The following is a 25,193-nucleotide window of genomic DNA, read 5'->3' as shown; positions in this document are numbered from 1 at the left end:
GGAAGTTATTCGGGAGTAATTGATCTAACTCAAAGATTTCCCTTTCTAGCCAGCCTGGCGTTTGGGCGCGCGCCCTTTACTGCATCAGGGGAGAGTCTGGAAGTTCGAGATCGACACCTTCCACACCCGTTTCAGCAGCCAGAACCTGCAAGTACTGACGGAACGCTCTTCGGGTTACGCTTTCGCTGAGGTACTGCCGGATCTGGGGCTTCACGTGCTCATAGGGCAGTTGCTCGCCGTCGATGCGTTGGTCGACGCGGACGATGTGCCAGCCGTAGCGGGTTTCGATCAGTTCGGGGTTGAGGCCTTCCTGGAGGGACAGGACGGGGCGTTCGAATTCTTCCACCGTCTGGCCTTTGCTGATCTGGCCGAGGCTGCCGCCCTGGTGGCGGGATTCGCAGGCGGAGTATTGTTTGGCCAGGTCGGCGAAGCGGGCGCGGCCGTCGAGCAGCGATGACAGCAACTGGTGGCCGGCTTCCTGCTGGCGGATGCGTTCCTGGACGTCGTCCGGAGCGGCAGCGAGGAGGATGTGACTGACGGCCATCAGGGTCGGGCTGCGGAAGCGGGCCGGGTTGGCGGCGTAGAAGCGTTCGCAGTCCTGTTCAGTCGGGTCCGGAACGTTGAGTTCCAGCTCCAGCACGCGGGCGATGCGGTCTTCTTCATCGGCGATGTCGTCGAGCTTGAGGCGGCTGGCCTGTTGCAGCAGGAGTTCGCGGATGACGAGGCTTTTGGCGGCTTCATGCCAGGCTTCGGCAACTTCTTCGGCCGGATGGTGCTGCATTTCCCGGGCAATGTCGTCTTCGCCGATCAGGGTTTCACCCACGGTCACCGGCGGGAACTGATTTCTGGGTTTTTCGGCGTCGCCGGTAGGGATCAGTTGCATGGCGTTAACCTCAGTGAACATAGCGGTAGTGAAGTTGGGGTCAGATGAACTTTTCATCTGACCCCGCTTTCAGTTTCTTCAAGCGCGCTTGCGCACCACCTGGTACTTGCGTCCGAAATACTCCACCGGCACGCTGAGCATGTGCACCAGGCGGGTGAACGGGAACAGCACGAAGATGGTCAGGCCCAGGAAGATGTGGGTCTTGTAGATCCAGTGCACGTCGGCAATGTAGCCCGCTACGCCGCCCTGCAGGGTAAAGATGCCCTGGGCCCAGGCGGAGAACTTGAGCATGGTGCTGCCATCCAGGTGGCCCAAGGTGGGCAGGATGGTGAGCAGGCCGAGCGCCAACTGGATCACCAGGATCACGATGATCATGTTGTCAGCGAATGAGCTGCTGGCCTTCACGCGGGGGTCGGTCAGCCGGCGCCAGGCCAGCATGCCACCACCGATGATGGCCATGACGCCAGCGATGCCGCCGACCACAATGGCCATGACCTGCTTCTGGCCCGGAGTGATAATCCACTCGTAGGCCCAGTGCGGGGTGAGCAGGCCCACAAGGTGGCCGAAGAAGATCACCAGTACGCCAACATGGAACAGCACGCTGGCAATTACCATATTTTTCTTGCGCAGCATCTGGCTGGACTGGGCTCTCCAGGTAAACTGGCCCTGGTCATAACGCGCCCAGGTACCGATAACAAGCACAGTCAGGGCGATGTACGGGTAAATTCCGAAAATCAGTGTATTCAGATAGGACATCATTTCCGTTTCCTCCTGCGCCCTCAGGCGCGCCCTGCCTGACGGAGTGTGGCATCCGTCATCAGCTGATCACTCAGGTGAATGGTCTGGGTCTGTTCCAGTTCGCGGCGGCGCTGTCCTACAACGCCGCCGGTACTGCAGGAACTGCCCTGGTCATCGACAAATTTCACCATTTCCTCTTCCCAGACCTTATCCAGCGCATCCGGGGTATCGTCGCGCTCTTCCGAGGCCACGATCCGGGCCAGCTCCTGGCGGTTGGCCTTGCGGCCAGACAGCATCAGCAGGGAATCCATCACCACGTGATAGAAGCTATCCCGCTGATACAGGCGCTCACCCAGCAAGCCCAGGATGTGGTGGATGTCCTCCAGCCAGTTGCGGATTTCAACCCAGGGGCGGGTGGAGAGGTATTCCAGGAACAACGGCAGGTAGTCCGGCAGTTCCCTGGCGTCGATCTCCAGACCATTGGCGCGGTATTGCTCCATCAGGTCCACCATGGCCTGGCCACGGTCGCGGGACTCCCCGTGCACGTGTTCGAACAAAAGCAGGGACGTTGCCCGGCCTTTGTCGAAGGTACCCACGTAGGCTTCCTGCATATCCAGCAGGTCGCCATCGCACAGCATTTCCACACAACGAAGCAGTTGCTCCTTGTTCTGCCGGGGCAGCCGGCTGTCCTCAAGGACAGCGGCTACCAGGACATCTCGGGAGGCCTGGAGTTCTTCAGTGGGGTATTCCAGAACCCGTGCCAGTACTTTTAAAAGTTGCATCTCGGCCTCCTTATTCCTGCAGCTGCTTCGGATCAACCTGCTTCACGGTTGCCAGCTTCTGCACCATGCTGGTGGTCTGCTTGCGGCCACCGAACATGTTGAACTCGCTGTCACCGTTGCAGCCGTCGCCGAAGCTGAAGCCGCAGCCATTGCGCTCAGCGTGGGCGGTAGCGTCAGGGAAGGCTTCCTTGGCCAGCTCGCGGTGGCCGGTCGGGATCACGAAGCGGTCCTCGTAGTTGGCGATGGCCAGATAGCGGTACATTTCGTCCGCCTGGGCTTTGGTCAGACCGGCTTCTTCCAGGGCACGCAGGTCTTCCCTGCCTTCCACGGTCTCGGCCCGCTTGTACAGGCGCATGGCCATAATCCGCTTGAGCGCACGAACAATGGGCTTCTCGTCACCAGCGGTAAGCAGGTTGGCCAGGTATTTCACCGGAATGCGCAGGCTTTCGATCTTCGGCAGCACGCCGTCGAACTCGACCTTGCCGGCCTCGGCGGCGGACTGGATCGGGCTCAGGGGCGGCACATACCAGACCATAGGCAGAGTGCGGTACTCCGGGTGCAGTGGCAGGGCCAGCTTCCAGTCCACCGCCATCTTGTAGACCGGGCTCTGCTGGGCAGCTTCGATCACGTTCATCGGAATGCCGTCTTTCTGCGCCTGCCCGATCACTGTCGGATCGAACGGGTCCAGAAAGATGTCCAACTGCTTTTCATACAGCTCGTGCTCGCCCGGGGCGCTGGCCACTTCCTCGATGCGGTCTGCGTCGTACAGCAGCACGCCCAGGTAGCGGATACGGCCGACGCAGGTCTCGGAGCACACAGTCGGCAGACCGGCTTCGATCCGCGGGTAGCAGAAGATGCACTTCTCGGATTTGCCGGTTTTCCAGTTGAAGTAGATCTTCTTGTACGGGCAGCCGGAGACACACATCCGCCAGCCACGGCATTTGTCCTGGTCGATCAGGACGATGCCGTCCTCTTCACGCTTGTAGATGGCACCGCTCGGGCAACTGGCCACACACGCCGGGTTCAGGCAGTGCTCGCACAGGCGCGGCAGGTACATCATGAAGGTGTTCTCGAACTGGCCGTAGATGTCCGCCTGGACCTGGTCAAAGTTCTTGTCCTTGCGGCGCTTGGCGAACTCGGTGCCGAGGATTTCTTCCCAGTTCGGGCCCCATTCGATCTTCTGCATCCGCTGGCCGGAGATCAGCGAGCGGGGCCGGGCTACCGGCTGGTGTCTGCTGTCGCCCGCGGTGTGCAAATGCTGGTAATCGAAATCGAATGGCTCATAGTAGTCGTCGATTTCCGGCAGGTCCGGGTTGGCGAAAATATTCGCCAGTACCCGGAAACGACCCCCGATTTTCGGGCGGATCTTGCCGGAACTGTCGCGCATCCAGCCGCCCTTCCACTTGTCCTGGTTCTCCCACTCTTTCGGATAGCCGATACCAGGCTTGGTTTCGACATTGTTGAACCAGGCGTATTCCATGCCTTCCCGGCTGGTCCATACGTTTTTGCAGGTAATTGAACAGGTGTGGCAACCAATGCACTTGTCCAGGTTCAGCACCATGCCGACTTGGGAACGGATTTTCATTTTACAGCCTCCTGAACAGTGTCATTGCCTTCGCCGTCGAGCCAGTCGACATTGTGCATCTTGCGCACCACCACGAACTCGTCGCGGTTGGAGCCCACGGTGCCGTAGTAGTTGAAGCCGTAGGAATACTGGGCGTAGCCGCCAATCATGTGAGTGGGTTTCGGACACACCCGGGTAACCGAGTTGTGGATACCACCCCGGGTACCGGTGATCTCGGAGCCCGGAATGTTCACGATCCGTTCCTGGGCGTGATACATCATCACCATGCCGGGCATCACCCGCTGGCTGACCACCGCCCGGGCCGCGATGGCGCCGTTGGCATTGAACAGCTCGATCCAGTCGTTATCTTCGATGTTCAGTTCTTTCGCATCGTCCTCGCTCAGCCAGACGATGGGGCCACCGCGGGACAGGGTCAGCATCAGCAGGTTGTCGCTGTAGGTGCTGTGGATGCCCCACTTCTGGTGCGGCGTGATCCAGTTCAGCGCTTTCTCGGCATTGCCGTTGCTACGCTGGTTCAGCATGCTGCTGACCGTCTTGGTATTGATGGGGGGACGGTACACCAGCAGGCTCTCACCGAAGGCGCGCATCCACTCATGATCCTGGTAGAACTGCTGACGACCGGTGAGGGTGCGCCAGGGGATCAGTTCATGCACGTTGGTGTAGCCGGCGTTGTAGGATACATGCTCATCTTCCAGGCCGGACCAGGTGGGGCTGGAGATAATCTTGCGCGGCTGCGCCACCACATCCCGGAAGCGGATTTTCTCCTCTTCCTTGTTCTTCGCCAGATGGGTGTGGTCCAGGCCGGTCATCTCAGACAGCGCCGCCCAGGCTTTTACCGCGACCTGGCCATTGGTTTCCGGCGCCAGGGTCAGGATCACTTCCGCGGCATCTATAGCACTCTCAATCTTCGGACGGCCGGCGTTAGCTCCGTCGATGTGCTTGTAGTTCAGATCACCCAGGAAGGTCACTTCCTTCTCAGTGTTCCAGTTGATGCCCTTGCCACCGTTACCCAGCTTGTCCATCAGCGGGCCAAGAGAGGTGAAGCGGGCGTAGGTGTTCGGGTAATCCCGCTCAACGGCAATGAAGTTGGGTGCAGTCTTGCCCGGGATCAGGTCGCACTCGCCCCGCTTCCAGTCCTTCACATCGAACGGCTGGCCCAGCTCGGCCGGCGCGTCGTGCAACAGCGGCAGGGTGACCACGTCTTTCTCGACGCCCAGGTGGCCTTCGGTGGCCTTTGAGAACGCCTTGGCGATGCCTTTGTAAATCTCCCAGTCACTGCGCGCATCCCAGGCCGGATCGGTGGCTGCGGTCAGCGGGTGGATGAACGGGTGCATGTCTGAGGTGTTCAAGTCGTTCTTCTCGTACCAGGTGGCCGTGGGCAGAACGATGTCGGAATACAGACAGGTGGTGGACATGCGGAAGTCCAGGGTCACCAGCAGGTCGAGCTTGCCTTCCGGCGCCTCGTCATGCCATTTGACCTCTTTCGGCTTGGCGCCACCTTCGTGGCCCAGATCCTTGCCCTGCAGACCGCTCTTGGTGCCCAGCAGGTATTTCAGCATGTACTCGTGGCCCTTGCCGGATGAACCCAGCAGGTTTGAGCGCCAGATGAACATGTTGCGTGGGTGGTTCTGGGGCGCTTCCGGATCTTCACTGGCAAAGGCCAGGGAGCCGTCTTTCATAGACTGGGCCACGTAGTCGGCCACTTCCATGCCGGCTTTTTCAGCTTCTGCGGCAATACCCAGTGGGTTACGGTTGAGCTGCGGCGCGGAGGGCAACCAGCCCATGCGCTCGGCACGCACGTTGTAATCAATCAGGCTGCCACCGAATCTGGATTTGTCCGCCAGCGGTGACAGGATCTCGTCAACACCCAGCTTCTCGTAACGCCACTGGCCGGAATGGGCGTAGAAGAAGGAGGTGGAGTTCATGTGCCGGGGCGGGCGCTGCCAGTCCAGACCAAAGGCCAGGGGCTGCCAGCCGGTCTGCGGACGCAGTTTTTCCTGGCCGACATAATGCGCCCAGCCACCACCACTCTGGCCGATACAGCCACACAGGATCAGCATGTTGATCAGGCCACGGTAGTTCATGTCCATGTGGTACCAGTGGTTCATACCGGCACCGACGATGACCATGGAACGGCCCTTGGTCTTGTCGGCGTTGTCGGCAAACTCACGGGCAATGCGGATCACCTTGTCGGCGGGTACGCCGGTGATCTTTTCCTGCCAGGCCGGAGTGTAGGGCTTTACTTCGTCGTAGGAAGTCGCGCCATCGTCCTCGCCCAGGCCACGGCTGATGCCGTAGTTGGCGACCATCAGGTCATAGACGGTGACCACACGGCCTTCGGTACCATCCGCCAGTTTCACTTTGCGGGTGCCGAGCTTGTGCTTGAGGATGTCCTTGATTTCCACGTGCTGAAAATGGTCGTGCTCGATGCCTCCGAAGTATGGGAAGGCAACATCGACGATGTCGTCGTGCTTCTCGACCATGGAGAGCTGAAGGTTTACGTCGGAGCCTTTGGCGGTCTGCTTCAGGTTCCACCTGCCTTTTTCACCCCAACGGTAGCCGATGGAGCCATTCGGCGCGGTCAGCTCACCAGAGGCTTCATCAATGGCGATGGTTTTCCACTCGGGGTTGTTTTCTTCACCCAGGCCGTCCACCAGATCGCTGGCGCGGAGGAACCGGCCCGGCGCATAACTGCCGTCATCCTTCCGCTCCAGCATGACCAGATACGGCATGTCGGTGTAGCGGCGTACGTAATCGGTGAAGTATTCACTGGGCTTGTCGACGTGGAACTCTTTCAGGATCACGTGGCCCATGGCCATACCCAGGGCGGCATCGGTGCCCTGCTTCGGGTTCATCCACTCGTCGGACAGCTTGGAGACTTCGGCGTAGTCCGGGGTGATGGCCACGGTCTTGGTGCCCTTGTAGCGCACCTCGGTAAAGAAGTGGGCATCCGGCGTCCGGGTCTGGGGAACGTTGGAGCCCCAGGCGATGATGTAGCCGGAGTTGTACCAGTCCGCCGATTCCGGCACGTCGGTCTGCTCACCCCAGGTTTGCGGCGAGGCCGGCGGCAGGTCGCAGTACCAGTCGTAGAAGCTCATGCACACGCCACCGATCATGGACAGGTAACGACTGCCGGCGGCGTAGGAGACCATGGACATGGCGGGAATCGGCGAGAAGCCGATAATGCGATCCGGGCCATGCTTTTTGGCGGTGTAGACATTGGAGGCGCCAATCAGCTCGTTGACTTCGTCCCAGCTGGAACGCACGAACCCGCCCATGCCGCGGCGGGGCTTGTACTCAACGGTTTTCTTGGGATCTTCCACGATGGAAGCCCAGGCCTCCACCGGATCGCTGTATTGCGCCTTCGCCGCCCGCCACAGCTTCATCAGGTGCTTGCGCATCAGCGGGTACTTCAGGCGGTTGGCGCTGTACATGTACCAGGAGTAACTGGCACCGCGAGGGCAGCCACGAGGTTCGTGGTTGGGCAGGTCCGGGCGGGTACGGGGGTAGTCAGTCTGCTGGGTTTCCCAGGTGACCAGACCATTCTTGACGTAGATCTTCCAGCTGCAGGAGCCGGTGCAGTTGACGCCGTGGGTGGAACGCACGATCTTGTCATGCTGCCAGCGCTGGCGGTAGCTGTCTTCCCACTCGCGGCTGACGTCGTGGGTTTCGCCGTGGCCGTTGGCGAACGGCTCGCGCCTCTTCCTGAAGTAGTTCAGTTTGTCGATCAAATGACTCATGGTCTCTCTCCATCTGCCCGTCTGCCGGATCGCTGTTCTGATTCAGCTCCGATTTGAGACCATTGTGTGTGAGAAAAACCGCAAAATCTGCGTGGTTACTACCACATAACCCGCCTCTACCACCCCGGTGGTAGGTGGTTTATATCCCCCGGTGGAGAAAGCTCTCACGCTCATGCCGGCGGCTCTCACGGGCAAACAGGAACAGGCAGCCGGCAAGCAGAAGGAAGAGAATCATGAAAACAGCGCTGCGAATGCCCAGCCAGTGGTTAACGCCACTGAATATCACCAGCAGGACAAAGGCCACGGAGTAGGCGCTCACCAGCAACAAACCGGCAACAAATGCCGCCACCGTGCGATTTTCAACAATAACCAGCCTCTGCAGGCTGCCCATGGTGCAGCCCATGGCCAGACCCAGGGTTACTACAAACACCCCCTCGACCCGCATGGGCAGAGCGAATTTCACGAGGATTGTGGCGTCGACGCCCTGGATAAACAGCGTCATGGGTGGGTACGACAGCACAAACAATGCGATGAGACAGACCACCAGCGCACGGCTGACAACCCTGGCACTGCCGAACCGGTCCGATAACCCGCCCCCGGCAATCTGGGCCAGGGCACCCGGAATAACGAACCACTGTGCCAGCCGTGCGCCGGAGTCCACCGGCAGCTCAAACTGGGCAGACAGGTAGTCCGGCAACCAGAGAGCCAGCGCAAAGAAGCTGCCAGCCACAATGCCAAAGTAGCCACACAGTTGCCCGGCCCGCTCTCGCTTCATTCTTCGCAACAATACCCTGACGGACGTTTCAGCGGCTGAGTCCGCCGCCGCATCTTCCGGGTCGGTCAGCATGATCAGCAGCGCAAGAACCAGTGCAAGCACGACAAGATAAGCCAGTGGAACCGCATGCCAGGTAAAAGCCTCATGAACCAGCGGCACCAGATAGTAGTTGAAGCCGGCACCGATAACGCCCGCGCCGAACACACCCAGCACCAGGCCCAGGCGCGAGGACTCGCAATGGCGCGTCACGAACTGCAACCCGGCACTGTAATAGCCCCCGGCCAGCCCAAGCCCGCCAGCGGCGATGAGGTAACCCGGGAAGGTATCGGTGGCCAGGAGTAACGCCATACAGACGGCCAGCCCGGACAGGCAGATCAACATGATCCGGCGGGCGCCGAATTTCTGCGCTGCCAGCCCGGCAGGAATGGCCAGCGCGGCACTGACCGCCATAGGCATTGCCAGCAAGAGACCGAACTGGAGACTGCCGAGGTTCAGCTCTGAGCGCAGGTGTACGCCAGCGACCGCAAACAGGGTCCAGCTTCCGGCAGCAATGACAAAGCCTGCCACCACCAAGGGCAGCACGACGGCCAGTGACGCCAGCCGGTCATCTGCTCGATCCGCCTCTGACTCCATTCATATCACTCTGTGAAACAAACCTTACTTTCAGTTTCATCCTTTGATCCCTGGAGGGTCAAAGACTATGATGGGTTACCAACCATTGGGGTAATTGACTATCCTCAAGGAGGTATGAGGGACCACAAAGCCCGGGCATAATCCGCCCTGGCCTGCCAGACGCACCGATGCGCGAGATCTCATGAAATCCAGAAGCCCGCTTGTTAACCGAATCGCCCTTGTCGTCGGCGCCGTGGTGCTGACCGCGCTGGTGAGCATGGCCACCACACTTGCCGTGTCCAAGAGCATTGAGGGCAATGCCACTGCCATTAACCTGGCCGGCGCCCTTCGCATGGGGGCTTTCCAGTTGCTCGCCCGCAGCGCCGGCCCGGTAACGGCGGAATCCGGACCGGGCTCAATGGGCCAGATGCTTGACCGTTACCGGGCAAAACTGGCCGACACAGGCATCACCAGGACCATTCCGGGGGCCCGGGATCACCCGCTGGCCAGACAGTACCAGGCTATCCTGGATTCGTGGGAAGAGGTGCTGCGGCCCGCGCTGAGCGATCACCCCCAGGGCACCCCTGTAACGGGTCTCATGCTGACTGCAGCCGAGAAATACGTTGACGGCGTAGATCGGCTGGTGACCATGCTGGAACAGCGCACCGAAGCCCGGATCGATCTGTTGCACCTGATCCAGCTCATCAGCCTGGCCTTTTCCATCCTGATTATTGTCGCGCTGTTTATCGATCTCAAAAACCGCATTCTCCGGCCACTTCGCAAACTGGTCAGTGTAGCCATCGCCGTGGGCGATCAGGATTTCTCCAGGAAGACCAATATGAGGGGCTCCGATGAGCTCGCCCGGCTCGGGCAGGCCTTTGACCAGATGACCAGCGAGCTGGCGCTGACCTACTACGAGCTGGAAGAAAGAGCCCGCCTGAAAACCGACGAACTGGAAAAAAGCCACGCGGCACTGCAGTTGCTCCACTCAGCAAGCCGGGGTCTGTTTGCCAACCACGATTTATGCCATGGCGCCATCCCCATGCTACAGGAGCTGGAACAGCTTCTCGGCATCGGGCCCATCCGCCTGTACCTCCATGACAGGGAATCCTCGGAGCCGGTGGAGGCCGTCACCACGGCCAGCCGGGAACGGCCCTTCTATTGCAACGACCACCATTGCAACGCCTGCCTGGTCACGCCTGAGGTGTATGACGAACTTCCCCTGGAAAACAACGACGGGCGCCGGTTGCTGCTGCCGATACGCACCCCCGGCCAGTTGCTTGGCACCCTGGAAGTCTGGTACCCGGCCGATGAAGGCCTCTCGAAAACCTCCCGCCGGTTACTGGAAACCCTCAGCGACCAGCTGGCCACCGCCATTTTCCTGGAGCGGCAGATCACCGAGGAACAGCAGCAAACCCTGGCTGAGGAGCGCACCGTGATCGCCCGGGAACTGCACGATTCCCTGGCCCAGTCACTCTCATACCTGAAAATGCAGGTTGCCCGGCTGAGGCGCCTCAGCATCGACGGCGAGCAGCACCCGGCTCACGAAGCCATTCTGGATGAACTCAGCACCGGCCTGAACAGCGCCTACCGCCAACTGCGGGAATTGCTGGCCACCTTCCGGCTGAAGCTGGACACGCCGGACCTGGCCACGGCACTGCGCAAGACCATTGAAGAGTTTTCCGAGCGCTTGGGGAAACAGGTACAACTGCAATACAATCTTCCGCCCCAGACGCTGTCGCCCAATGAAGAGATTCATACCCTGCAGATTGTCCGGGAAGGCCTTGCCAATGCGGTCAAACACGCAGATGCCACCGACATCAGCGTCGATGTGCTGTTCGAATCCCCCCAGGTGCGGGTAAGAATCCGGGACAACGGCAAGGGCTTGCCCGGCGGCGACCAGCCGGTCAATCACTATGGGCTGATCATCATGCAGGACCGCGCCAGAACCCTGGGGGGCCAGGTCAAGGTACAAAACCGGGATGAAGGCGGCGTGGAAGTCACGCTATTATTTGTGCCCAAAAGCCGGAACCTGATTCCCACAGAAGCTTCAAACGCCTGATCACAAGAGAGAACCCGATGCCTGAATCACCCGCCAGTATTCTGCTGATCGACGATCATCCCCTTCTTCGCCAGGGCATCAAACAGCTCATCGACATGGAAGACGACATGGTCGTTGCCGGAGAGGCCAGCAATGCCGCCGACGGCATTCGACTGGCCACGGAACTGGAGCCGGACCTGATTCTGATGGACCTGAACATGCCGGAAATGGACGGCATTGAAGCCCTGAAAAAACTGCGTGAGCAGAACATCAGTTCCCGTATTGTGATGTTTACCGTCTCAGACCAGGAAGACGACGTGGTGGCCGCACTGCGGGCCGGCGCAGACGGCTACCTTCTGAAGGACATGGAGCCTGAAGACATGATCACCCAGCTTCGCCAGGCGGCCGTTGGCAAAATGGTTATCAGTGACCGCCTGACCACGCTGTTAGCCGAGGCCCTGCGCTCCAACAAACCCCAACAGGCGTCGCGCCCGGATTTCGACAGCCTGACACCCCGGGAAAAAGACATTCTGCGCCTGATTGCCGAGGGTCTGTCCAACAAGATGATCGGTCGCAAGCTGGACATCAGTGACGGTACTGTCAAGGTCCATGTGAAGCACCTGCTGAAAAAACTCAACCTGCGCTCACGGGTGGAGGTTGCGGTATGGGCGGTAGAGGAAGGCCTGCACCGCTGAGGGCATTCCTCCGGGGTCAGATGAAAATGGGGTCAGATGAACTTTTCATCTGACCCCATTTTCATCTGACCCCGGGCACTTCTGAGTTATATCAAAGCCCCGGGTCCGGTTTTCATCTACCCTGCTCCCGTCACCAAACATGGAGCTGATCATGCCGCTGCCCGGGTTGCCATCGTTTCCCTCACACTTGCCACTGCTTGACCAGGCTCTGACCGTACTGAGGGAATACATCCCATCGCCTGCACCGGTGCTTGACACCATAGACCGGCGCATCCCAATGTCCTTCAAACAGTTGGCCGCCGAAGCCCCCCTGAATCGACTGTTTGCTCAAGCGATCCAAGACGGGGAATTTGAAGACTTCGAAGGCCGCCGTATCCGGCTGGAAGTGAATGGCGGGCAACCGGGTATCACGATCGGCTTCTGGGCCGGCCGTCTGCGAGTGATCGATGGCCCCGGAGAGGCGACTATCCGTGGCTCGCTGGCTGCCTTTAAAACCCTGGCGGAGCGTCAGCAGGATCCCGACCAGCTGTTTTTCCAGCGGCGCCTGATAATCGAAGGAGACACCGAGCTTGGGCTGGCGCTAAAAAACCTGCTGGACAGCCTGGAATGGCAATTTACTTTTCGCCAGCTGGTTTCCAGCTGAAACCAGCATTGATAACAATCAATATTGATAAATGTTAAAACACTCCCCTGACCGGAAAGTTCAGGCCCTCCCCGGGAAAGGCCTGAACGGTCGGAAATTTTACCCAAAAGCCTCAGAAATTTAGTTCAAAAGTACCATTTATTTCCAACTCTCCTAAAACCTAGAGTAAAGAAGAGCCGGGTTAACCCCTGCTCCGAACATTCATAATAAATATTGGAGAATCGCATGAAGTGGACCGATCCTGATTTTAAAGACCTGAGACTCGGCTTTGAAGTAACAGCCTACGTTTACGTTCGTTAGCTACCCAACCCTGTTCCCGCAAGCGTTCCTGCTGCGGGAACAGTTTCCGAATGCGCACCATCTCATCAGTGAGACACCCCATGGCTGATTCAAACAATCACAACAGCCGGTCCAGATTCCGCATCGCCCCGGTCTTCATGTTCCGGTGGGAAGAATCCCAACAGGCCCATGTGCTGATGTATCCCGAAGGTATCGTCAAGCTGAACAACACAGCCGGCGAAATCCTGACCCGCTGCAACGGAGCAAACACGGTCGACGATATTGTTCACCAGTTGTCCGAACTGTTCTCCGAGCAACCCGAATTCATCGAACCCCGCGTTCACCAGTTTCTGGAGGTGTGCCATGGCAAAGGCTGGATCCAATCTCAATCTTGATGGCCAGGGCAACCCGGTTTGGCTGCTTCTGGAACTGACCTACAAGTGCCCTCTCAAGTGCGCATTCTGCAGCAACCCGACCAACCTGGATGATCACGAGGGCGAGCTGACCACAGACGAATGGAAAACCGTGATCCGGGATGCCCGCAAGATGGGCGCCATGCAGATCGGTTTCTCCGGTGGCGAACCCACTCTCCGCAAGGATCTGGAAGAGCTGGTGGCGGAAGCCAACGAACTGGGGTATTACACCAATCTGATTACATCCGGCATCGGTCTTACCCGTAAGCGACTGGAAAATTTAAAAAAAGCCGGTCTACGCCATATCCAGCTCGGTTTTCAGTCGAGCGATCCGAAAACGGCCCACTGGCTCGCGGGTGTCGACTGCTACGAAAAGAAAATCAGCATGGCCCGGGAGATCAAAGCCCTCGGTTTTCCGATGGTTCTTAATATGCCGATATCCAGCCTTAACATCCACCAGGTACCGGACATCATCGAACTGGCTGCCGGCATCGGCGTTGAATATCTGGAACTGGCTAACGTGCAGTATTACAACTGGGCCCTGGTGAACCGGGACCAACTGATGCCCACCCGAGAGGCGCTGGAAACAGCAGAGGCCCAGGTTGCCGAAGCCCGCAAGCAGCTCGGCGACAAAATGACCATTTTCTTTGTTATACCGGACTACTACGAAGGCCGCCCCAAGGCCTGCATGAATGGCTGGGGCAGTATTCACCTGACCATCGCACCGGACGGTGTGGTACTGCCCTGTCAACAAGCCCGCTCCCTGCCCGATCTCAACTTTCCCGGTGTTCGCGATCATGACCTCAGTTGGATCTGGCACGAGTCCGAGAGCTTCAACCTCTACCGGGGGGACAGCTGGATGAAAGAGCCCTGTCGCAACTGCCCGGAAAAAGAGCGGGATTTCGGTGGTTGTCGCTGCCAGGCCATGCTGCTGACCGGCGATGCTGCCAACGCAGACCCAGCCTGCAGCAAATCGCCCCACCATCACATTGTCCAGGAAGCCGTAATCCGGGCACTTGGCACAGAGCAGGACCACAAAAAGCTTATCGCCCGCGATGTGAGCTGGGTACCAACGGAGGTGTGATATGAAATTACCTCACGATTCGCTCGCGGGAACTCTGGCCACGGCCATTGCCCTGACCGTTGTACTCTATCTGGTAACGGGTGCCTGGATTCGGTCGGGCCTGTCATGAGCTGGATGTTGATGGATATCGCCCTGCGCTGGCTCCACATCGTGTTTGCGTTGATCTGGGTTGGCCATAACTACGCCAATGTGGTCAGGACCCCAAGGTTCATTCCCTTGCGTATTGATCCTGACGAAGGGAGTGCCAGATCCTCCGATCTGACCCGACGCATGCACCAGGAACACGGCACCTTCCGGTACGCGTCCCTGGTGGTTCTGGCGTCAGGCGCCCTAATGCTCTGGAATCGCGACATTCTTGCGGACGTACTGATGCTCCAGGGTCGCCATGCGGTTATTGGAGTCGGCGCCTGGATCGGTGTCATCATGGTGCTGAACCTCTGGTTCGTACTCTGGCCCCATCAGAAGAAAGTACTGGGTTTTGTACCGGCACCGGCCACAGAGCGGATCCGCTGTTCACGAATCACCTTTTTATCCTCCCGAACCAACACCATCCTCTCTTTCCCGCTGATTTTCTTTATGACTGCCGGAAGTCACGGGCTGGCGCTGTTCTGATGGACCGCGTATATAACTTCGCTGCAGGGCCGGCCGCCTTGCCGCCAGAGGTGCTGGCGCGGGCCCGGGCAAGCCTGGCCGATTGGCAGGGGCTGGGCTACTCATTACTGGAAGCGCCATTTACCAGCGATGAATTCAAGGCCCTGATGGACACCACCCGGCTCCAGGTGAGGACGGCCCTGGCAGTGCCAGACCGCTATCAGGTGGCTTTTCTGCAAGGCGGCGCATCGGCGCAGTTCTCACTGGTTCCGCTGAACCTGTTACCGCCCACGGCCACCGCCGGCTATGTGGAAACGGGCCACTGGTCGGCAAGGGCACTTGAGGAGGGACGCCGGTATGGCCGAAGCCACCTGGTTGCCAGCACCCGAGGCACTGGTTTTGATCGTGTTCCTGCGGTTTCTGAATGGGCGCTGAATGAAAGTATCCACTATTGCCACATAACCCCCAACGAGACCGCAAATGGTGTCCAGTTCCCCGGAGACCCGGATTGTGGTGATATTCCCCTGATCGCGGATATGACCTCCGAGTTCCTGTCACGCCCTGTCGATATCGAACGTTACGGCATGATTTACGCGGGAACCCAGAAAAACCTGGGTCCCACCGGCCTGGTTATTGCCATCATCCGCGAGGATCTGCTGGGACAGGCACGACCGGAAACCCCGACTGTGTTCAATTATCAATTACTGATTGAACGTCAGAATCGCATCAATACGCCCCTGATGTTCGCCATTTACCTGGTTCACCTGATGCTCGACTGGATTGAGGAGCAAGGCGGGGTCGAGGCTCTTCATTCCCACAACATTGCCCAGAGCCAGGCAATTTATCGCATCATTGACGAAGACGACTTCTTTTACTGTCCGGTAATACCAGAGCACCGTTCCATCATGAACGTGTGTTTTGGCACACGTGATGAAAGCCAACAGCAGCGGTTTCTTGGCGAGGCTGAGGCAATGGGGCTGGCGAATCTGGCGGGGCACAGCCACGCCGGAGGACTTCGAGCCAGCCTCTACAATGCCCAGCCGGACGCCGCTGTCGCAGCTCTGGCCTCTTTCATGAGCCATTTCCGTCAGCGTTATGGCTAATCTGCTCACCAGACCAGCCAGTGACCGGGAGCGGGCCTTCATGAGCGCCTGCAACGAGGCCAGCAATCTCCCGCCTGCACGGGAGCGCCTGAGCGAGGGCGCCACTGCCATAAACTGCATGGGGTTGTCATTTACCAATCGCCTGGGGATTGCCGCGGGTTTTGATCAATGTGGAAAGCTGGGCCGAAGTGCCGGCAAACTGGGATTTGGCGCTATTGAACTGGGCAACTGGACCCAGGAAAACTGGCCCCGAAGCCTACCCGCCCAGCACCCCGAAGCAATACTCAATACCCGGCTGGGAATTCGGCTGGCGGCAACCGCCCCTGTATCACCGGAGCAGGAAACCGCGCAACTCCTTCAACTGATCGAGAGAGCCTGGTTTACGGCGGACTACCTGACCATAGCTCCTGGCTGGCTTCAGCAGGCAGTTCCCTTCCGCCAGCTTTACCGCAATCTGCTCCGATTGCGGGAGGCTCAGCAGACACTGGAAAGTCAAACCCGAAAGTCCTGCCCCGTTGTTTACAAGCTCCGGGTAAAGCCGGGGAATGAAGAGGTTCACAACCTCATTCCCTACCTCGCCTGCCAGGAAGTCGATGGCATCCTGATCAGCTTCGACTTCGGCAAACCCGTCGCCGATGCCCATTACCGCCAATGGCGGGACCCTGAACTTCAGGCGAGCACCTGCCGGGCCATTGAGGCCTGCCAGCATCATCTCAAAGGAAATACAGCTCTGCTGACCAATGGCGGCGTGTGTTCGCGCCAGAACTATCTGGACCGGCTCAGTGCCGGTGCCGATCTGGTACAACTGCACAACGCGCTTGTGTTCGAAGGGCCTGACATTGGCTGGAAACTCAGTCAATAACCCGAACCAAAGGCTCACCTGAAGCGCGCTCATGCAACTGGCCGAAGGGATAGAGTTCCAGCCCGTGTTCCCTGGCCTTTTTCTCAAAGCCGGCCCGGCCCTGTTCGGCGACGCAGACCAGCAGGCCACCACTGGTCTGGGGGTCGAAAAGTAACGTCTTGTCCAGGTCTGTCAGGCCCTCAAAGGCATCGCCCAACGATGCGGCATTCCGATGGGTACCTCCAGGAATACAGTCCGAATCAATATAGCGTGCAAGGTTCGGCATCTGCGGCACTGAATTTCGGTTAATGGTGGCGCCAACACCGCTACCCCGGCAGATCTCCAGCAAATGGCCGGCAAGACCAAAGCCGGTAACATCCGTCATGGCATGTACGCCGTCCAGTGAAGCGAAGACTTCACCTACTTTATTGAGGGTGCACATGGTTTCAACGGCGACCGCCAGATCGGCTTCGTCAATCCGATGTTTTTTCAGCGCGCTGGTCAGAATTCCCACGCCAAGTGGCTTGGTAAGATACAGCAGGTCACCAGGCCGGGCGCCATCGTTACGCACAATACGATGCACCGGCACCTGACCGGTAACGGCCAGCCCGAAGATAGGCTCCGGCGAATCGATGCTGTGTCCCCCGGCCAGTGCGATCCCAGCCTCCGCACATACCGCCCGCCCGCCCTCAATCACCCGGGCGGCGATCTCCGGCGCCAACTGGTTTACCGGCCAGCCCAGTATCGCGATTGCCATCAATGGCTTTCCGCCCATGGCATAGACATCACTGATGGCGTTTGCAGCCGCAATCCGGCCAAAATCATAGGCATCGTCCACCACGGGCATAAAGAAATCCGTGGTACTGATAATCCCCAGGCCATTGCCGACATCCAAGACGGCAGCATCATCCCGGCTGGCATTGCCGACCAGAAGTCGCGGGTCGTGATAATCGGGGGCCGTGGTGTGAAGAATGCGGTCCAGGACATCCGGAGCAATTTTACAGCCGCAACCGGCTCCGTGACTGAATTCGGTAAGTCGTGTTGACAAAGCGGGGTCCTTTTGTGGATGTTTTCTATTGAGATAGCGTCAGGCTTTCGGCCCATTGCGGAAAAGGCTTCCAGCCGGCAAGCCAGCCAGCCAGTTTTTCCCGGGCCAGTGGTGGTGATATCGCGTAGCCCTGGGCAAACTCGCAGCCCAGGCTTAGCAGTATTTCACCCTGCTCAATGGTTTCCACGCCCTCCGCAATCAACTCTCTGCCAAAAACCCGGGATAATCCGATGATCCCTCTCAAAATCGAATAATTCTCCTCAGTATCATTCACACCACTGACGAATTCGCGGTCTATCTTGAGGGCATGGACGGGCAACCGCTTGAGATAGGAAAGCGATGAATATCCGGTCCCAAAGTCATCCAGTGAAAAAGTGACACCCAGTTGCCTGCAATCGTCAATAATACTCACAACGTTATCAAGCTCACCCAGAGTCGCCGACTCCAGTATTTCCAGGTCAAGGCGAGCCGGGTCCAGGTCGGGAAACCTTCCCAGAATATCCCGGAGCCCGTCAGCGAACCCCGGCGCCTGCAACTGGATTGCTGCCACATTCACACTGATATTCATGTGAATTCCCCGAGCGTCCCACTGACTCATCTGCGTCAATGCTTCACATAAAACCCACTCACCTACCTCCACCATCAAAGGATGGTGTTCTATCGCGGGCAAAAAACCGCCAGGGGATAAAAAACCGCTATCTGGATGCTGCCAGCGAATAAGCGCCTCAACCCCTTTCACCTCTCCGGTCCTCAGACTTACTTTTGGCTGGTATAAAAGCCTGAACTGGCCGCATTCAAGCCCCTTCCTGATGTCCGATAAAAGCCGCTGGCGGCACCGGCCTGCTTTCTTTTCCCCAACGTCCAGGAACAGCCAGCTTCCTTTGAGCTCCTGCTTGGCGCGGAAAAGCGTGTGGTCTGCCTGGCGTAGAAGTAGGTCGGCATCTTCGTCGACATGCCCAAGCTCACTATCGGGAAACAATACAATCCCTGCTGTAAATGACACCAACGCCGAGCCGCCTCCCAGATCGAAGGGCTGGCGGGCAGTCAGTTGCAGAGCACTGAGCCGGATTTCCACCTGACTGGCATCCGGAAGAAGCAGGGCGAACTCATCGCCACCGATCCGGGCGAGAGCGGCATCGGGAGGTAGTGCATCCAGCCAGCGCCGGGCAAGCAATCCCAGCATGCGGTCGGCCGTTTCTTCCCCGAAACGCGCGTTAATCTCTTGAAAGTTGTCCAGATCCATGGAAACCAGCGCTGCGGAATCATTTTTCAGATCGCCACGGTCAAGCAGCTCCCGTATGAACCGGGTAATACCATTCCGGTTCCACAAACCGGTAAGGGGGTCTGCGTAGGCCAGGAATTCCACCTGCCTCTGATGATCACTTGCCTGGTCCTCCAGAGCCCGGTTCAACCGCTCACTCTGCAGTCGCTGCAACTCATCCTCAGCTTTGTGCCTGATCATTTTTTCCCGCATCAGTTGAATGGTGCTGGCAGAGAGTTTCCCGTAAATCTCCAGCAATGCGGTTACAAGAACGGATACGGAACCATTGAGCTCAGAATCAACCCGCTCTCTGGCCTCCTCCAAAGGTTTGCCTGCTTTCATGGCTTTTACAGTCAGGGCCATGCGCCGGTCTGATTCAAGGATGTGAAAGGCAAGCCAGCGAGTCAGATAATCAAACAGCTCGGCCAGGACATCTGCTTGTGGCGCTTTGCTTTGGCGAAGCATCTGGATCCGGACAAAAAACATCTGGTGTGAGTCGTGGTGATTCCGGGCCATCTCCGACGTGCCAAGACTTTCCGCCCAGACACCCTCCTCATATTTGAAATGGTAGGAGGCATAGGCAAGAAGCTCATCAAGCAGGTGTAAACTATCCAGATCCGAACTGTCTGAGGCAAAATGCCACGCCAGACGATTCAGAATAGTCACCAGCACCCGGTGCTGCTCATCAATGTCCTCCAGGCCCGTCTCGAAGTTACGGTTCCAGGGAAAGATCTCGAAGACATCCGTCTCGCTCTGCCAGGGCATTGTCACCTTTAACGCGCTCCCGATTGCAAAAGTAGGGCAACAACTGACAGTTTAGTTCAAAACCATGCCCCGGGCTTTGCTGTATATCAGAAGCGCAACAGTTACCGGGCCGACGGACGCTGGCCACCATAACGGTTCAGATCAGCCCCAACTCCAGGCGAGCTTCCCGCCTCGTTAACCCACTGAGAACAACTCTTGTCACCTGGGTTCCGACTTCTCGACTCTTCTCTGCGTTTTTCACGCCCCCGCTTTAGTTGGTTGGATTTACACTCATTACTTACAAGACCCAGCCACCTCAGGTGCTGATCCCAGACCTCGTCTTTAATATGCTCCGGTTTTTTGCAAACCATCGTTATTTCCTCTCCAGAATGGACTGGCGCCGGCTCCCACTCAGCTACGTCATAGCGGTTCCCACAATCATCGGCGCAATTATTGTGTAGCTGTAAATTGCAGGTAACCCACGGAAATTCCGACCATTGATGTCATGGCAAAGAAATAGCCCGTTACAATCCGGCGAGTAAGCGGCGCGGCGTACCGCAGCCCCATAAAGTCCTGAATGATCCAACGCCCCTTGAGAAGAACCACCAGACAGACGATCAAGGTTGCCACGACCGAGGGCCGGCCAGACTCACCAACAGCACCGCTGAGAAGCGTCAGGCCGATCAGCCCCAGCCATATCAGGCGCGTTCTGTCCCATTTCTTGCTTCCGGCTTCCTGGCTTTGTTGTGTTTGCCGCATGGACCTACCTCAATATATAGATTAGGGGGAAAATGAGAATCCAGACCAGGTCAATCATGTGCCAGTAGCTGGCCGCCCCTTCCAGCCCCTCATGGGAGTCGGCGGTGAAGTGACCCAGGGCGGCCCGTACAGCGGTACCAAGGATCGTAAAGGTACCGATGACAACGTGAAGGAAGTGATTGAACATCAGGTAGTAATAGGTGGCGAAAAAATAGCTGGTACGGGATGTGATGCCCCTTGTTTCATTCCACTGGTATTCCCAGGCCTTTATCAGGCAATAGGTCACGCCGGCACCGACCGTGCAAAGTAACCAGATCACGGTCTGGCGCTGCGCGCCGCGCTTTATTGCCTGAACTGCCCGGGCAATAAAGAAGCTGCTGGTGAGCAATGCAAGAGTATTAAGGAAGCCTGCAAGGGTATTGAGTTGAAGTGGCCCCTGGCGGAAATCCTCCGGAAAGTAGAGCTTGGCAACCAGAAACGCGAGGAAGAAAAAAGCGAATTCCGTCAGCTCCGCGTAGATGAATATCCATACGGCGATATTTCCCGGCGCGTGGTTCTTTGTCCTGACATTATCAGGGCCGGTTGTTCTGAAAAGCTCTAGTGTGGTCATTCAGCCTACCGTCAGAAGTGCGCGTCGACCAACCGCAACAGCGGTTCTCGCGTTGTCGGTTCAATAAAGTGTGTCTTGCCACAACCCGCCGGATCTTTGATCAGCACCATCAGACTGTCGCGAATGACATCAATCACCTGGCAGTCGTCATTGACGTAACCTTCGGCCGACAGGGACAGGCAGCAAAAATCACGATGGGTCAGGTGGTATCCCTGAGCGGTCTGCGTTAGTCATCAAACCAAGCCTCTAGATCCTGGCCATCCAGCTGCACTGTAGTCCCAGAAACCGTTGATAACGGTCTTGGGCTGACCGGTCTTTTGTCAGATCTACCGCGATATCCAGTAATGCATCAATCATTTTACCCTCCAAACTTATGCCCCTCTTGTGCCCCTCTTGTGCGCAGAGAAAATGAGAACAATTCTTGACACCCATTAAAATGTATTCTATATATATCTTAAAGCAAGAGAGGAGGATCAGCAATGAACTATCAGGACATTCTTGGCAACTGCAGTGAAACCACGGTCGGCCAGCTGGCCAGCCGATGCCCCCAGACCCTGGACATATTCCGAAGGTATGTGCCGGAAATTGAAGCCCACCGCCAGACAACCGTTGACATTGTCGCATCTATTGCCGATGTCGAGCCTAAGCGGTTGTGTCAGGAGTTGTTTGATACAGTGATGGAGCAGACACCAATTGAGGAGTTGGACACAGACGTGCTGCTGGAGCTTATATTACGGGGCTACGATGCCGGCCATCTTGTGAAACTACCCGAGATTCACCGGCTCGCCCGCAAGATAGAGGCGGTGCACAGGGCAAGCCCTGACATTCCAAAAGGCATCACACTAGCCATCAAAAAGCTAGAGCACACGCTCACCGACCACATTGAGCGTGAGAATGCCTACGTGCTTAAACGCATGAAGCATGACCAGCCGCCCCGGCCTGACACCCCCATTGCCCAGATGAATGAAGAGCACTCGGTGATCAAAGGGCAGTTGAACAAGCTGCGCCGGATGACCCGGAACTACCGGGTTCCAGAGTCTGCCTGCCGCTCCTGGCAGCGGTTCTATCGGGAGCTGAAAGCGCTGGACTTCAGACTGTCTGAGCAGATTTATCTGGAACAGAACGTGTTATTCCCCAGGTTTCAGTTCTGAGGGGAGGGTGGCAGCCAGCAGACCGAAGCCCACCTGCAGTCTGGGGACATAGGAAGGCTGGAGATGTATTTGCACCCGTTGGGAGAGACGTACCCGTTTATTGAGCCCCCGGACTTTTTCGGGGGCTCTCTTTTTGCTCCAGATATTGCCGGTACACCCGGATGGAAGCCAACAGGCTTTCCCGATAGGCGGCACCGTATTGATTGCCTCCGGAATCGGCCTCACGAATGGCAGCTTCATACTGACCAATTCCCGGCCCGCAACAAAGGCTATTCGCTCCCACTCCCGGTGTTCCTCATTATCCATACCACTCTTCCAAACTGATCTTGCAGGCCACAAAGCATAGCTGATGTGCGTTCCGGTTCAACTATGACGATGTGCAGACCCCACAGCTTATACCCGCCGTTCGAGCCAACCTGTCGCAACATTGCTCGTAACCTCGTCAATAGCCTGCCCGACAGCGGGCCGTTTTCCCGACCGGCGTACTGCTCATTGCCCCCTGATAGTACCACTGCCCCAGGCGGCATTCGCTTTCGGATGGCAGGCTGTCGGCCCGCCTGCCCGAAAGCCCAGCCAGAACCTGGTAGACTGTCAGCTTGATTTCCAGCTCTTCCAGATTGGCCAGTTCAATTTCCGACAACAGAGCAGCATTACCTAAAGCAGTTGACGACGTGAATCTCTTTATCCTGAGTTGGTTTTCCTCGTTTCATTAATACAACGCTGCGGCTCGACAGTAACGTGCACTAATGACGGGCACCTAGCCTGAATACGCTGCTTATAGACGGCAGGCGACTCGGGAGCATGCGAAATGACCGAGACAATAGCGGCGTGAATATTCGGACCAATGGCCCAGAGGTGCAGGTCGCAGATACGGTCATCGTCATTCTCAATAACTTGTCTGACGTCGTGTTCCAAGTCGCTGCGCTGTTGATCGAGTAGCACGCGAGAGGTGTCCTTCAACAGGTGCCAAGACCAGCGTGTGATAAGTACCGCGCCAACGATACCCATAACCGGGTCCATCCAGTTCCAACCCGCATACTTGCCAGCCAACAGTGCGGCAATCGCCAGCAGTGAGGTCAAGGCGTCGGCGAGTACGTGGAAGTAGGCTGCTCGACGGTTATGGTCATGATGCCCATGCTCATGCTCATGACTGTGATCATGGCCTTCCCCGCCAAGTATCCAGGCCGATACTCCATTGACGACCAAGCCGATGACGGCGACAAAAATGGCTCCGTTGAACGAAATTTCGACTGGGTGAATGAAACGACCGATGCTTTCAATCACCATGTACAGTGCGAAGCCGGCGAGTAGCACTGCGCCGGTGAACCCGCCTAGTGCGTTTACCTTCCCGGTGCCAAATGAAAACTGCGCATTGCCGGCGTTTCGACGAGCATAGGCATAGGCAAAGACCGCTATACCGAGAGCGACCGCATGAGAGCCCATGTGCAAGCCGTCGGCAAGAAGGGCCATCGAGCCATAAAGGACGCCGGCCAGAATTTCCCAAACCATCATAACGACTGTCAGGGCAACGACGATCAGTGAGCGCATTTCACCGGATTTTTTACGATCCTGACCAAAAACATGATTGTGTTGCCATTCTTCGAGTCTGTGACCATGCATGTTGAAATACTCCGAGTTGAAAATTATGGTCAGCAAGACCAATGATAGCGGTTGATGACGAAGCCTTGCCAAGAGCTCCGTATGCTGTGGTTCGTGTTGCTCCAAAGCCGGAGGGCAGATGTCATTTACGGAAAACGAGCGCGAAAAGGATTCTGGTTTGTATATGCCACACTACGGCTAGCCATATTCGCAGAAGCAAGGTGAAAAGCTTCGCCATGACCTATTTCCACCGACGACGAAATGCATTTCCAGGTGGATACTCCTTCGAGGTGATGCGGGCACGAATGCTTTACACCACGAAGCACAAGAAGAAGGCCCCGACTGCGAAGGTCTCTCCATTCTACAAGAAAACCATCGGTTACGGGCTGCCGGACTTCGCAATGGAACTCAACGACGGGGTCGATCTATCAACGATCTGAGGTTGGTATCGGGGTGGTGGGGTAAGAGTGCCCCATCAACCATCAAATCCGTTTACCCGTTTTTCTGGTGTACATGTCTTGAAGATTCCTCAATTTTATTTCTTTTTTGACCAACATCATGGTTAATTAAACCTCAATCAGCAATAATTCTCATTCGCCGTTGTAACAAATATGCATTGGTTGCTCTGATGCCCATAAACGACAGGAGAATGACAATGTCCGGATTCCTCAAAAACATCACACCAGTTTTCGCAGCGTGCTCACTCCTTCTGGCCCAGTCCGCTGGTGCAATCGAATATCCCATCGACGTTCCCGAACAGGCTTCCGGTATGGAGATCGCCGCCGTGTACCTACAGCCCATCCGGATGGAGCCGACAGGAATGATGCGGCCCGCTGAGGAATCCGATATCCACCTCGAGGCGGATATCCGGGCGCTGGACATAAATCCAAACGGATTTGCCGAAGGTGAATGGGTTCCCTATCTGCATGTGAAGTACGAACTCACCAAAAAAGACAGCGACTGGAAAGTAGCCGGCGACTTCATGCCCATGGTAGCCAATGACGGCCCGCATTATGGCGACAATGTCAAACTCAACGGACCTGGCAAGTACCACCTCGTCTACACAATCCATGCTCCGAATGCACCGGAGAACCCGCAAAAAGGACTACTCGGCCGCCATACCGACCGGTTAACGGGTGTGCGTCCCTGGTTCGAAGCCTTCACCCTTGAGTATGATTTCATCTACTCCGGTATCGGCAAACGGGGAGGCTATTAA

General features: G+C 57.4%; 23 protein-coding genes and 1 pseudogene. 12 read left to right on the top strand and 12 right to left on the bottom strand.

What is annotated here, in order from left to right; genetic code table 11:
• Positions 1–76: 76 nt before the first annotated feature.
• The 6 genes from QPL96_RS13585 to QPL96_RS13560 all read right to left on the bottom strand — a co-directional run bounded on the left by QPL96_RS13585 (position 77) and on the right by QPL96_RS13560 (position 9,136).
• On the bottom strand, positions 77–883 hold the full coding sequence (locus QPL96_RS13585) for a peptidylprolyl isomerase (RefSeq protein ID WP_368388918.1): 807 nt from the start codon (positions 881–883) through the stop codon (positions 77–79).
• Between the two features lie 78 nt (positions 884–961).
• Positions 962–1,639, bottom strand: coding sequence for a respiratory nitrate reductase subunit gamma (narI, locus tag QPL96_RS13580; RefSeq protein ID WP_303287911.1), 678 nt, complete (start codon positions 1,637–1,639; stop codon positions 962–964).
• 23 nt (positions 1,640–1,662) lie between these two features.
• Positions 1,663–2,403, bottom strand: a complete 741-nt coding sequence (narJ, locus tag QPL96_RS13575; RefSeq protein ID WP_303287851.1) for a nitrate reductase molybdenum cofactor assembly chaperone — start codon at positions 2,401–2,403, stop codon at positions 1,663–1,665.
• Between the two features lie 10 nt (positions 2,404–2,413).
• Positions 2,414–3,988 (bottom strand): nitrate reductase subunit beta, encoded by a 1,575-nt coding sequence (narH, locus tag QPL96_RS13570; protein ID WP_303287850.1) that lies wholly within the window; start codon positions 3,986–3,988, stop codon positions 2,414–2,416.
• The gene (locus tag QPL96_RS13565; protein ID WP_303287849.1) at positions 3,985–7,728 is read right to left on the bottom strand and encodes a nitrate reductase subunit alpha; all 3,744 of its coding nucleotides are present in this window, start codon (positions 7,726–7,728) and stop codon (positions 3,985–3,987) included. Before QPL96_RS13565 ends, narH begins: the two co-directional genes overlap by 4 nt.
• A gap of 139 nt (positions 7,729–7,867) precedes the next feature.
• A complete protein-coding gene (locus QPL96_RS13560) occupies positions 7,868–9,136 on the bottom strand; it encodes a nitrate/nitrite transporter (protein WP_303287848.1) in 1,269 nt (422 codons plus the stop codon).
• A 181-nt stretch (positions 9,137–9,317) separates the two neighbouring features.
• Between QPL96_RS13560 and QPL96_RS13555 the strand changes: the two genes are divergently transcribed.
• The 9 genes from QPL96_RS13555 (at position 9,318) to QPL96_RS13520 (ending at position 16,826) form a co-directional block, all read left to right on the top strand.
• The gene (locus tag QPL96_RS13555; RefSeq protein WP_303287847.1) at positions 9,318–11,177 is read left to right on the top strand and encodes a histidine kinase; all 1,860 of its coding nucleotides are present in this window, start codon (positions 9,318–9,320) and stop codon (positions 11,175–11,177) included.
• Positions 11,178–11,194: 17 nt separating this feature from the next.
• Positions 11,195–11,851 carry a two-component system response regulator NarL gene (gene narL, locus QPL96_RS13550; protein WP_303287846.1) on the top strand — a complete coding sequence of 219 codons (657 nt, stop codon included), beginning with the start codon at positions 11,195–11,197 and terminating at the stop codon, positions 11,849–11,851.
• A 151-nt stretch (positions 11,852–12,002) separates the two neighbouring features.
• Positions 12,003–12,494, top strand: a complete 492-nt coding sequence (locus QPL96_RS13545) for an SCP2 domain-containing protein (protein WP_303287845.1) — start codon at positions 12,003–12,005, stop codon at positions 12,492–12,494.
• A gap of 225 nt (positions 12,495–12,719) precedes the next feature.
• Positions 12,720–12,794, top strand: coding sequence for a pyrroloquinoline quinone precursor peptide PqqA (pqqA, locus tag QPL96_RS19495; protein WP_099617646.1), 75 nt, complete (start codon positions 12,720–12,722; stop codon positions 12,792–12,794).
• 80 nt (positions 12,795–12,874) lie between these two features.
• Positions 12,875–13,168 carry a pyrroloquinoline quinone biosynthesis peptide chaperone PqqD gene (pqqD, locus tag QPL96_RS13540; protein WP_303287844.1) on the top strand — a complete coding sequence of 98 codons (294 nt, stop codon included), beginning with the start codon at positions 12,875–12,877 and terminating at the stop codon, positions 13,166–13,168.
• Positions 13,137–14,270 carry a pyrroloquinoline quinone biosynthesis protein PqqE gene (gene pqqE / locus QPL96_RS13535; protein WP_303287843.1) on the top strand — a complete coding sequence of 378 codons (1,134 nt, stop codon included), beginning with the start codon at positions 13,137–13,139 and terminating at the stop codon, positions 14,268–14,270. Before pqqD ends, pqqE begins: the two co-directional genes overlap by 32 nt.
• A gap of 105 nt (positions 14,271–14,375) precedes the next feature.
• Positions 14,376–14,882 carry a urate hydroxylase PuuD gene (locus QPL96_RS13530; protein WP_303287842.1) on the top strand — a complete coding sequence of 169 codons (507 nt, stop codon included), beginning with the start codon at positions 14,376–14,378 and terminating at the stop codon, positions 14,880–14,882.
• Positions 14,882–15,964 carry a 3-phosphoserine/phosphohydroxythreonine transaminase gene (serC, locus tag QPL96_RS13525; RefSeq protein WP_303287841.1) on the top strand — a complete coding sequence of 361 codons (1,083 nt, stop codon included), beginning with the start codon at positions 14,882–14,884 and terminating at the stop codon, positions 15,962–15,964. Before QPL96_RS13530 ends, serC begins: the two co-directional genes overlap by 1 nt.
• Before the next feature lie 40 nt (positions 15,965–16,004).
• Positions 16,005–16,826 (top strand): hypothetical protein, encoded by an 822-nt coding sequence (locus tag QPL96_RS13520; RefSeq protein WP_303287840.1) that lies wholly within the window; start codon positions 16,005–16,007, stop codon positions 16,824–16,826.
• Here QPL96_RS13520 and selD read toward each other — a convergent pair.
• From selD to QPL96_RS13500, 4 genes are all read right to left on the bottom strand, one after another.
• Complete coding sequence (selD, locus tag QPL96_RS13515; RefSeq protein WP_303287839.1) at positions 16,816–17,853, bottom strand: selenide, water dikinase SelD; 1,038 nt, start codon at positions 17,851–17,853, stop codon at positions 16,816–16,818. The genes QPL96_RS13520 and selD overlap by 11 nt on opposite strands.
• 25 nt (positions 17,854–17,878) lie before the next feature.
• Positions 17,879–19,879: a bifunctional diguanylate cyclase/phosphodiesterase gene (locus QPL96_RS13510; protein ID WP_117618200.1), complete on the bottom strand. Its 2,001-nt coding sequence runs from the start codon at positions 19,877–19,879 to the stop codon at positions 17,879–17,881.
• Between the two features lie 429 nt (positions 19,880–20,308).
• On the bottom strand, positions 20,309–20,617 hold the full coding sequence (locus tag QPL96_RS13505; RefSeq protein ID WP_303287838.1) for a cytochrome C oxidase subunit IV family protein: 309 nt from the start codon (positions 20,615–20,617) through the stop codon (positions 20,309–20,311).
• Between the two features lie 4 nt (positions 20,618–20,621).
• The gene (locus QPL96_RS13500; RefSeq protein ID WP_303287837.1) at positions 20,622–21,227 is read right to left on the bottom strand and encodes a cytochrome c oxidase subunit 3 family protein; all 606 of its coding nucleotides are present in this window, start codon (positions 21,225–21,227) and stop codon (positions 20,622–20,624) included.
• Positions 21,228–21,706: 479 nt separating this feature from the next.
• On the opposite strand from QPL96_RS13500, the gene QPL96_RS13495 reads away from it, so the two are divergent.
• Complete coding sequence (locus QPL96_RS13495) at positions 21,707–22,378, top strand: hemerythrin domain-containing protein (protein ID WP_303287836.1); 672 nt, start codon at positions 21,707–21,709, stop codon at positions 22,376–22,378.
• 442 nt (positions 22,379–22,820) lie between these two features.
• Here QPL96_RS13495 and QPL96_RS13490 read toward each other — a convergent pair whose 3' ends face one another.
• A complete protein-coding gene (locus tag QPL96_RS13490; protein ID WP_303287835.1) occupies positions 22,821–23,018 on the bottom strand; it encodes a CZB domain-containing protein in 198 nt (65 codons plus the stop codon).
• Between the two features lie 41 nt (positions 23,019–23,059).
• The gene (gene dmeF / locus QPL96_RS13485; RefSeq protein ID WP_303287910.1) at positions 23,060–23,998 is read right to left on the bottom strand and encodes a CDF family Co(II)/Ni(II) efflux transporter DmeF; all 939 of its coding nucleotides are present in this window, start codon (positions 23,996–23,998) and stop codon (positions 23,060–23,062) included.
• A gap of 254 nt (positions 23,999–24,252) precedes the next feature.
• On the opposite strand from dmeF, the pseudogene QPL96_RS13480 reads away from it, so the two are divergent.
• Both QPL96_RS13480 and QPL96_RS13475 read left to right on the top strand, forming a co-directional pair.
• Positions 24,253–24,417 (top strand): annotated as a pseudogene (locus QPL96_RS13480) (ISL3 family transposase); the annotation flags it as partial.
• A gap of 215 nt (positions 24,418–24,632) precedes the next feature.
• On the top strand, positions 24,633–25,193 hold the full coding sequence (locus tag QPL96_RS13475; RefSeq protein WP_303287834.1) for an iron transporter: 561 nt from the start codon (positions 24,633–24,635) through the stop codon (positions 25,191–25,193).

Source organism: Marinobacter sp. SS8-8 (assembly GCF_030540945.1).
Classification (GTDB): Bacteria; Pseudomonadota; Gammaproteobacteria; order Pseudomonadales; family Oleiphilaceae; genus Marinobacter.
Note: the sequence above shows the minus strand (reverse complement) of the source record. Positions and strands in the feature narration are given on the sequence as shown.

Bases quoted from the DNA above. Each gene is read 5' to 3' on its own strand.
- dmeF (WP_303287910.1), bottom strand. From the start codon at position 23,998: ATGCATGGTCACAGACTCGAAGAATGGCAACACAATCATGTTTTTGGT.
- narJ (WP_303287851.1), bottom strand. From the start codon at position 2,403: ATGCAACTTTTAAAAGTACTGGCACGGGTTCTGGAATACCCCACTGAA.
- pqqE (WP_303287843.1), top strand. From the start codon at position 13,137: ATGGCAAAGGCTGGATCCAATCTCAATCTTGATGGCCAGGGCAACCCG.
- narH (WP_303287850.1), bottom strand. From the start codon at position 3,988: ATGAAAATCCGTTCCCAAGTCGGCATGGTGCTGAACCTGGACAAGTGC.
- QPL96_RS13555 (WP_303287847.1), top strand. From the start codon at position 9,318: ATGAAATCCAGAAGCCCGCTTGTTAACCGAATCGCCCTTGTCGTCGGC.
- QPL96_RS13505 (WP_303287838.1), bottom strand. From the start codon at position 20,617: ATGCGGCAAACACAACAAAGCCAGGAAGCCGGAAGCAAGAAATGGGAC.
- QPL96_RS13495 (WP_303287836.1), top strand. From the start codon at position 21,707: ATGAACTATCAGGACATTCTTGGCAACTGCAGTGAAACCACGGTCGGC.
- narI (WP_303287911.1), bottom strand. From the start codon at position 1,639: ATGTCCTATCTGAATACACTGATTTTCGGAATTTACCCGTACATCGCC.
- QPL96_RS13530 (WP_303287842.1), top strand. From the start codon at position 14,376: ATGAGCTGGATGTTGATGGATATCGCCCTGCGCTGGCTCCACATCGTG.
- QPL96_RS13500 (WP_303287837.1), bottom strand. From the start codon at position 21,227: ATGACCACACTAGAGCTTTTCAGAACAACCGGCCCTGATAATGTCAGG.
- QPL96_RS13520 (WP_303287840.1), top strand. From the start codon at position 16,005: ATGAGCGCCTGCAACGAGGCCAGCAATCTCCCGCCTGCACGGGAGCGC.
- QPL96_RS13585 (WP_368388918.1), bottom strand. From the start codon at position 883: ATGCAACTGATCCCTACCGGCGACGCCGAAAAACCCAGAAATCAGTTC.
- serC (WP_303287841.1), top strand. From the start codon at position 14,882: ATGGACCGCGTATATAACTTCGCTGCAGGGCCGGCCGCCTTGCCGCCA.
- QPL96_RS13475 (WP_303287834.1), top strand. From the start codon at position 24,633: ATGTCCGGATTCCTCAAAAACATCACACCAGTTTTCGCAGCGTGCTCA.
- pqqD (WP_303287844.1), top strand. From the start codon at position 12,875: ATGGCTGATTCAAACAATCACAACAGCCGGTCCAGATTCCGCATCGCC.
- QPL96_RS13510 (WP_117618200.1), bottom strand. From the start codon at position 19,879: ATGCCCTGGCAGAGCGAGACGGATGTCTTCGAGATCTTTCCCTGGAAC.
- QPL96_RS13565 (WP_303287849.1), bottom strand. From the start codon at position 7,728: ATGAGTCATTTGATCGACAAACTGAACTACTTCAGGAAGAGGCGCGAG.
- QPL96_RS13560 (WP_303287848.1), bottom strand. From the start codon at position 9,136: ATGGAGTCAGAGGCGGATCGAGCAGATGACCGGCTGGCGTCACTGGCC.
- QPL96_RS13545 (WP_303287845.1), top strand. From the start codon at position 12,003: ATGCCGCTGCCCGGGTTGCCATCGTTTCCCTCACACTTGCCACTGCTT.
- narL (WP_303287846.1), top strand. From the start codon at position 11,195: ATGCCTGAATCACCCGCCAGTATTCTGCTGATCGACGATCATCCCCTT.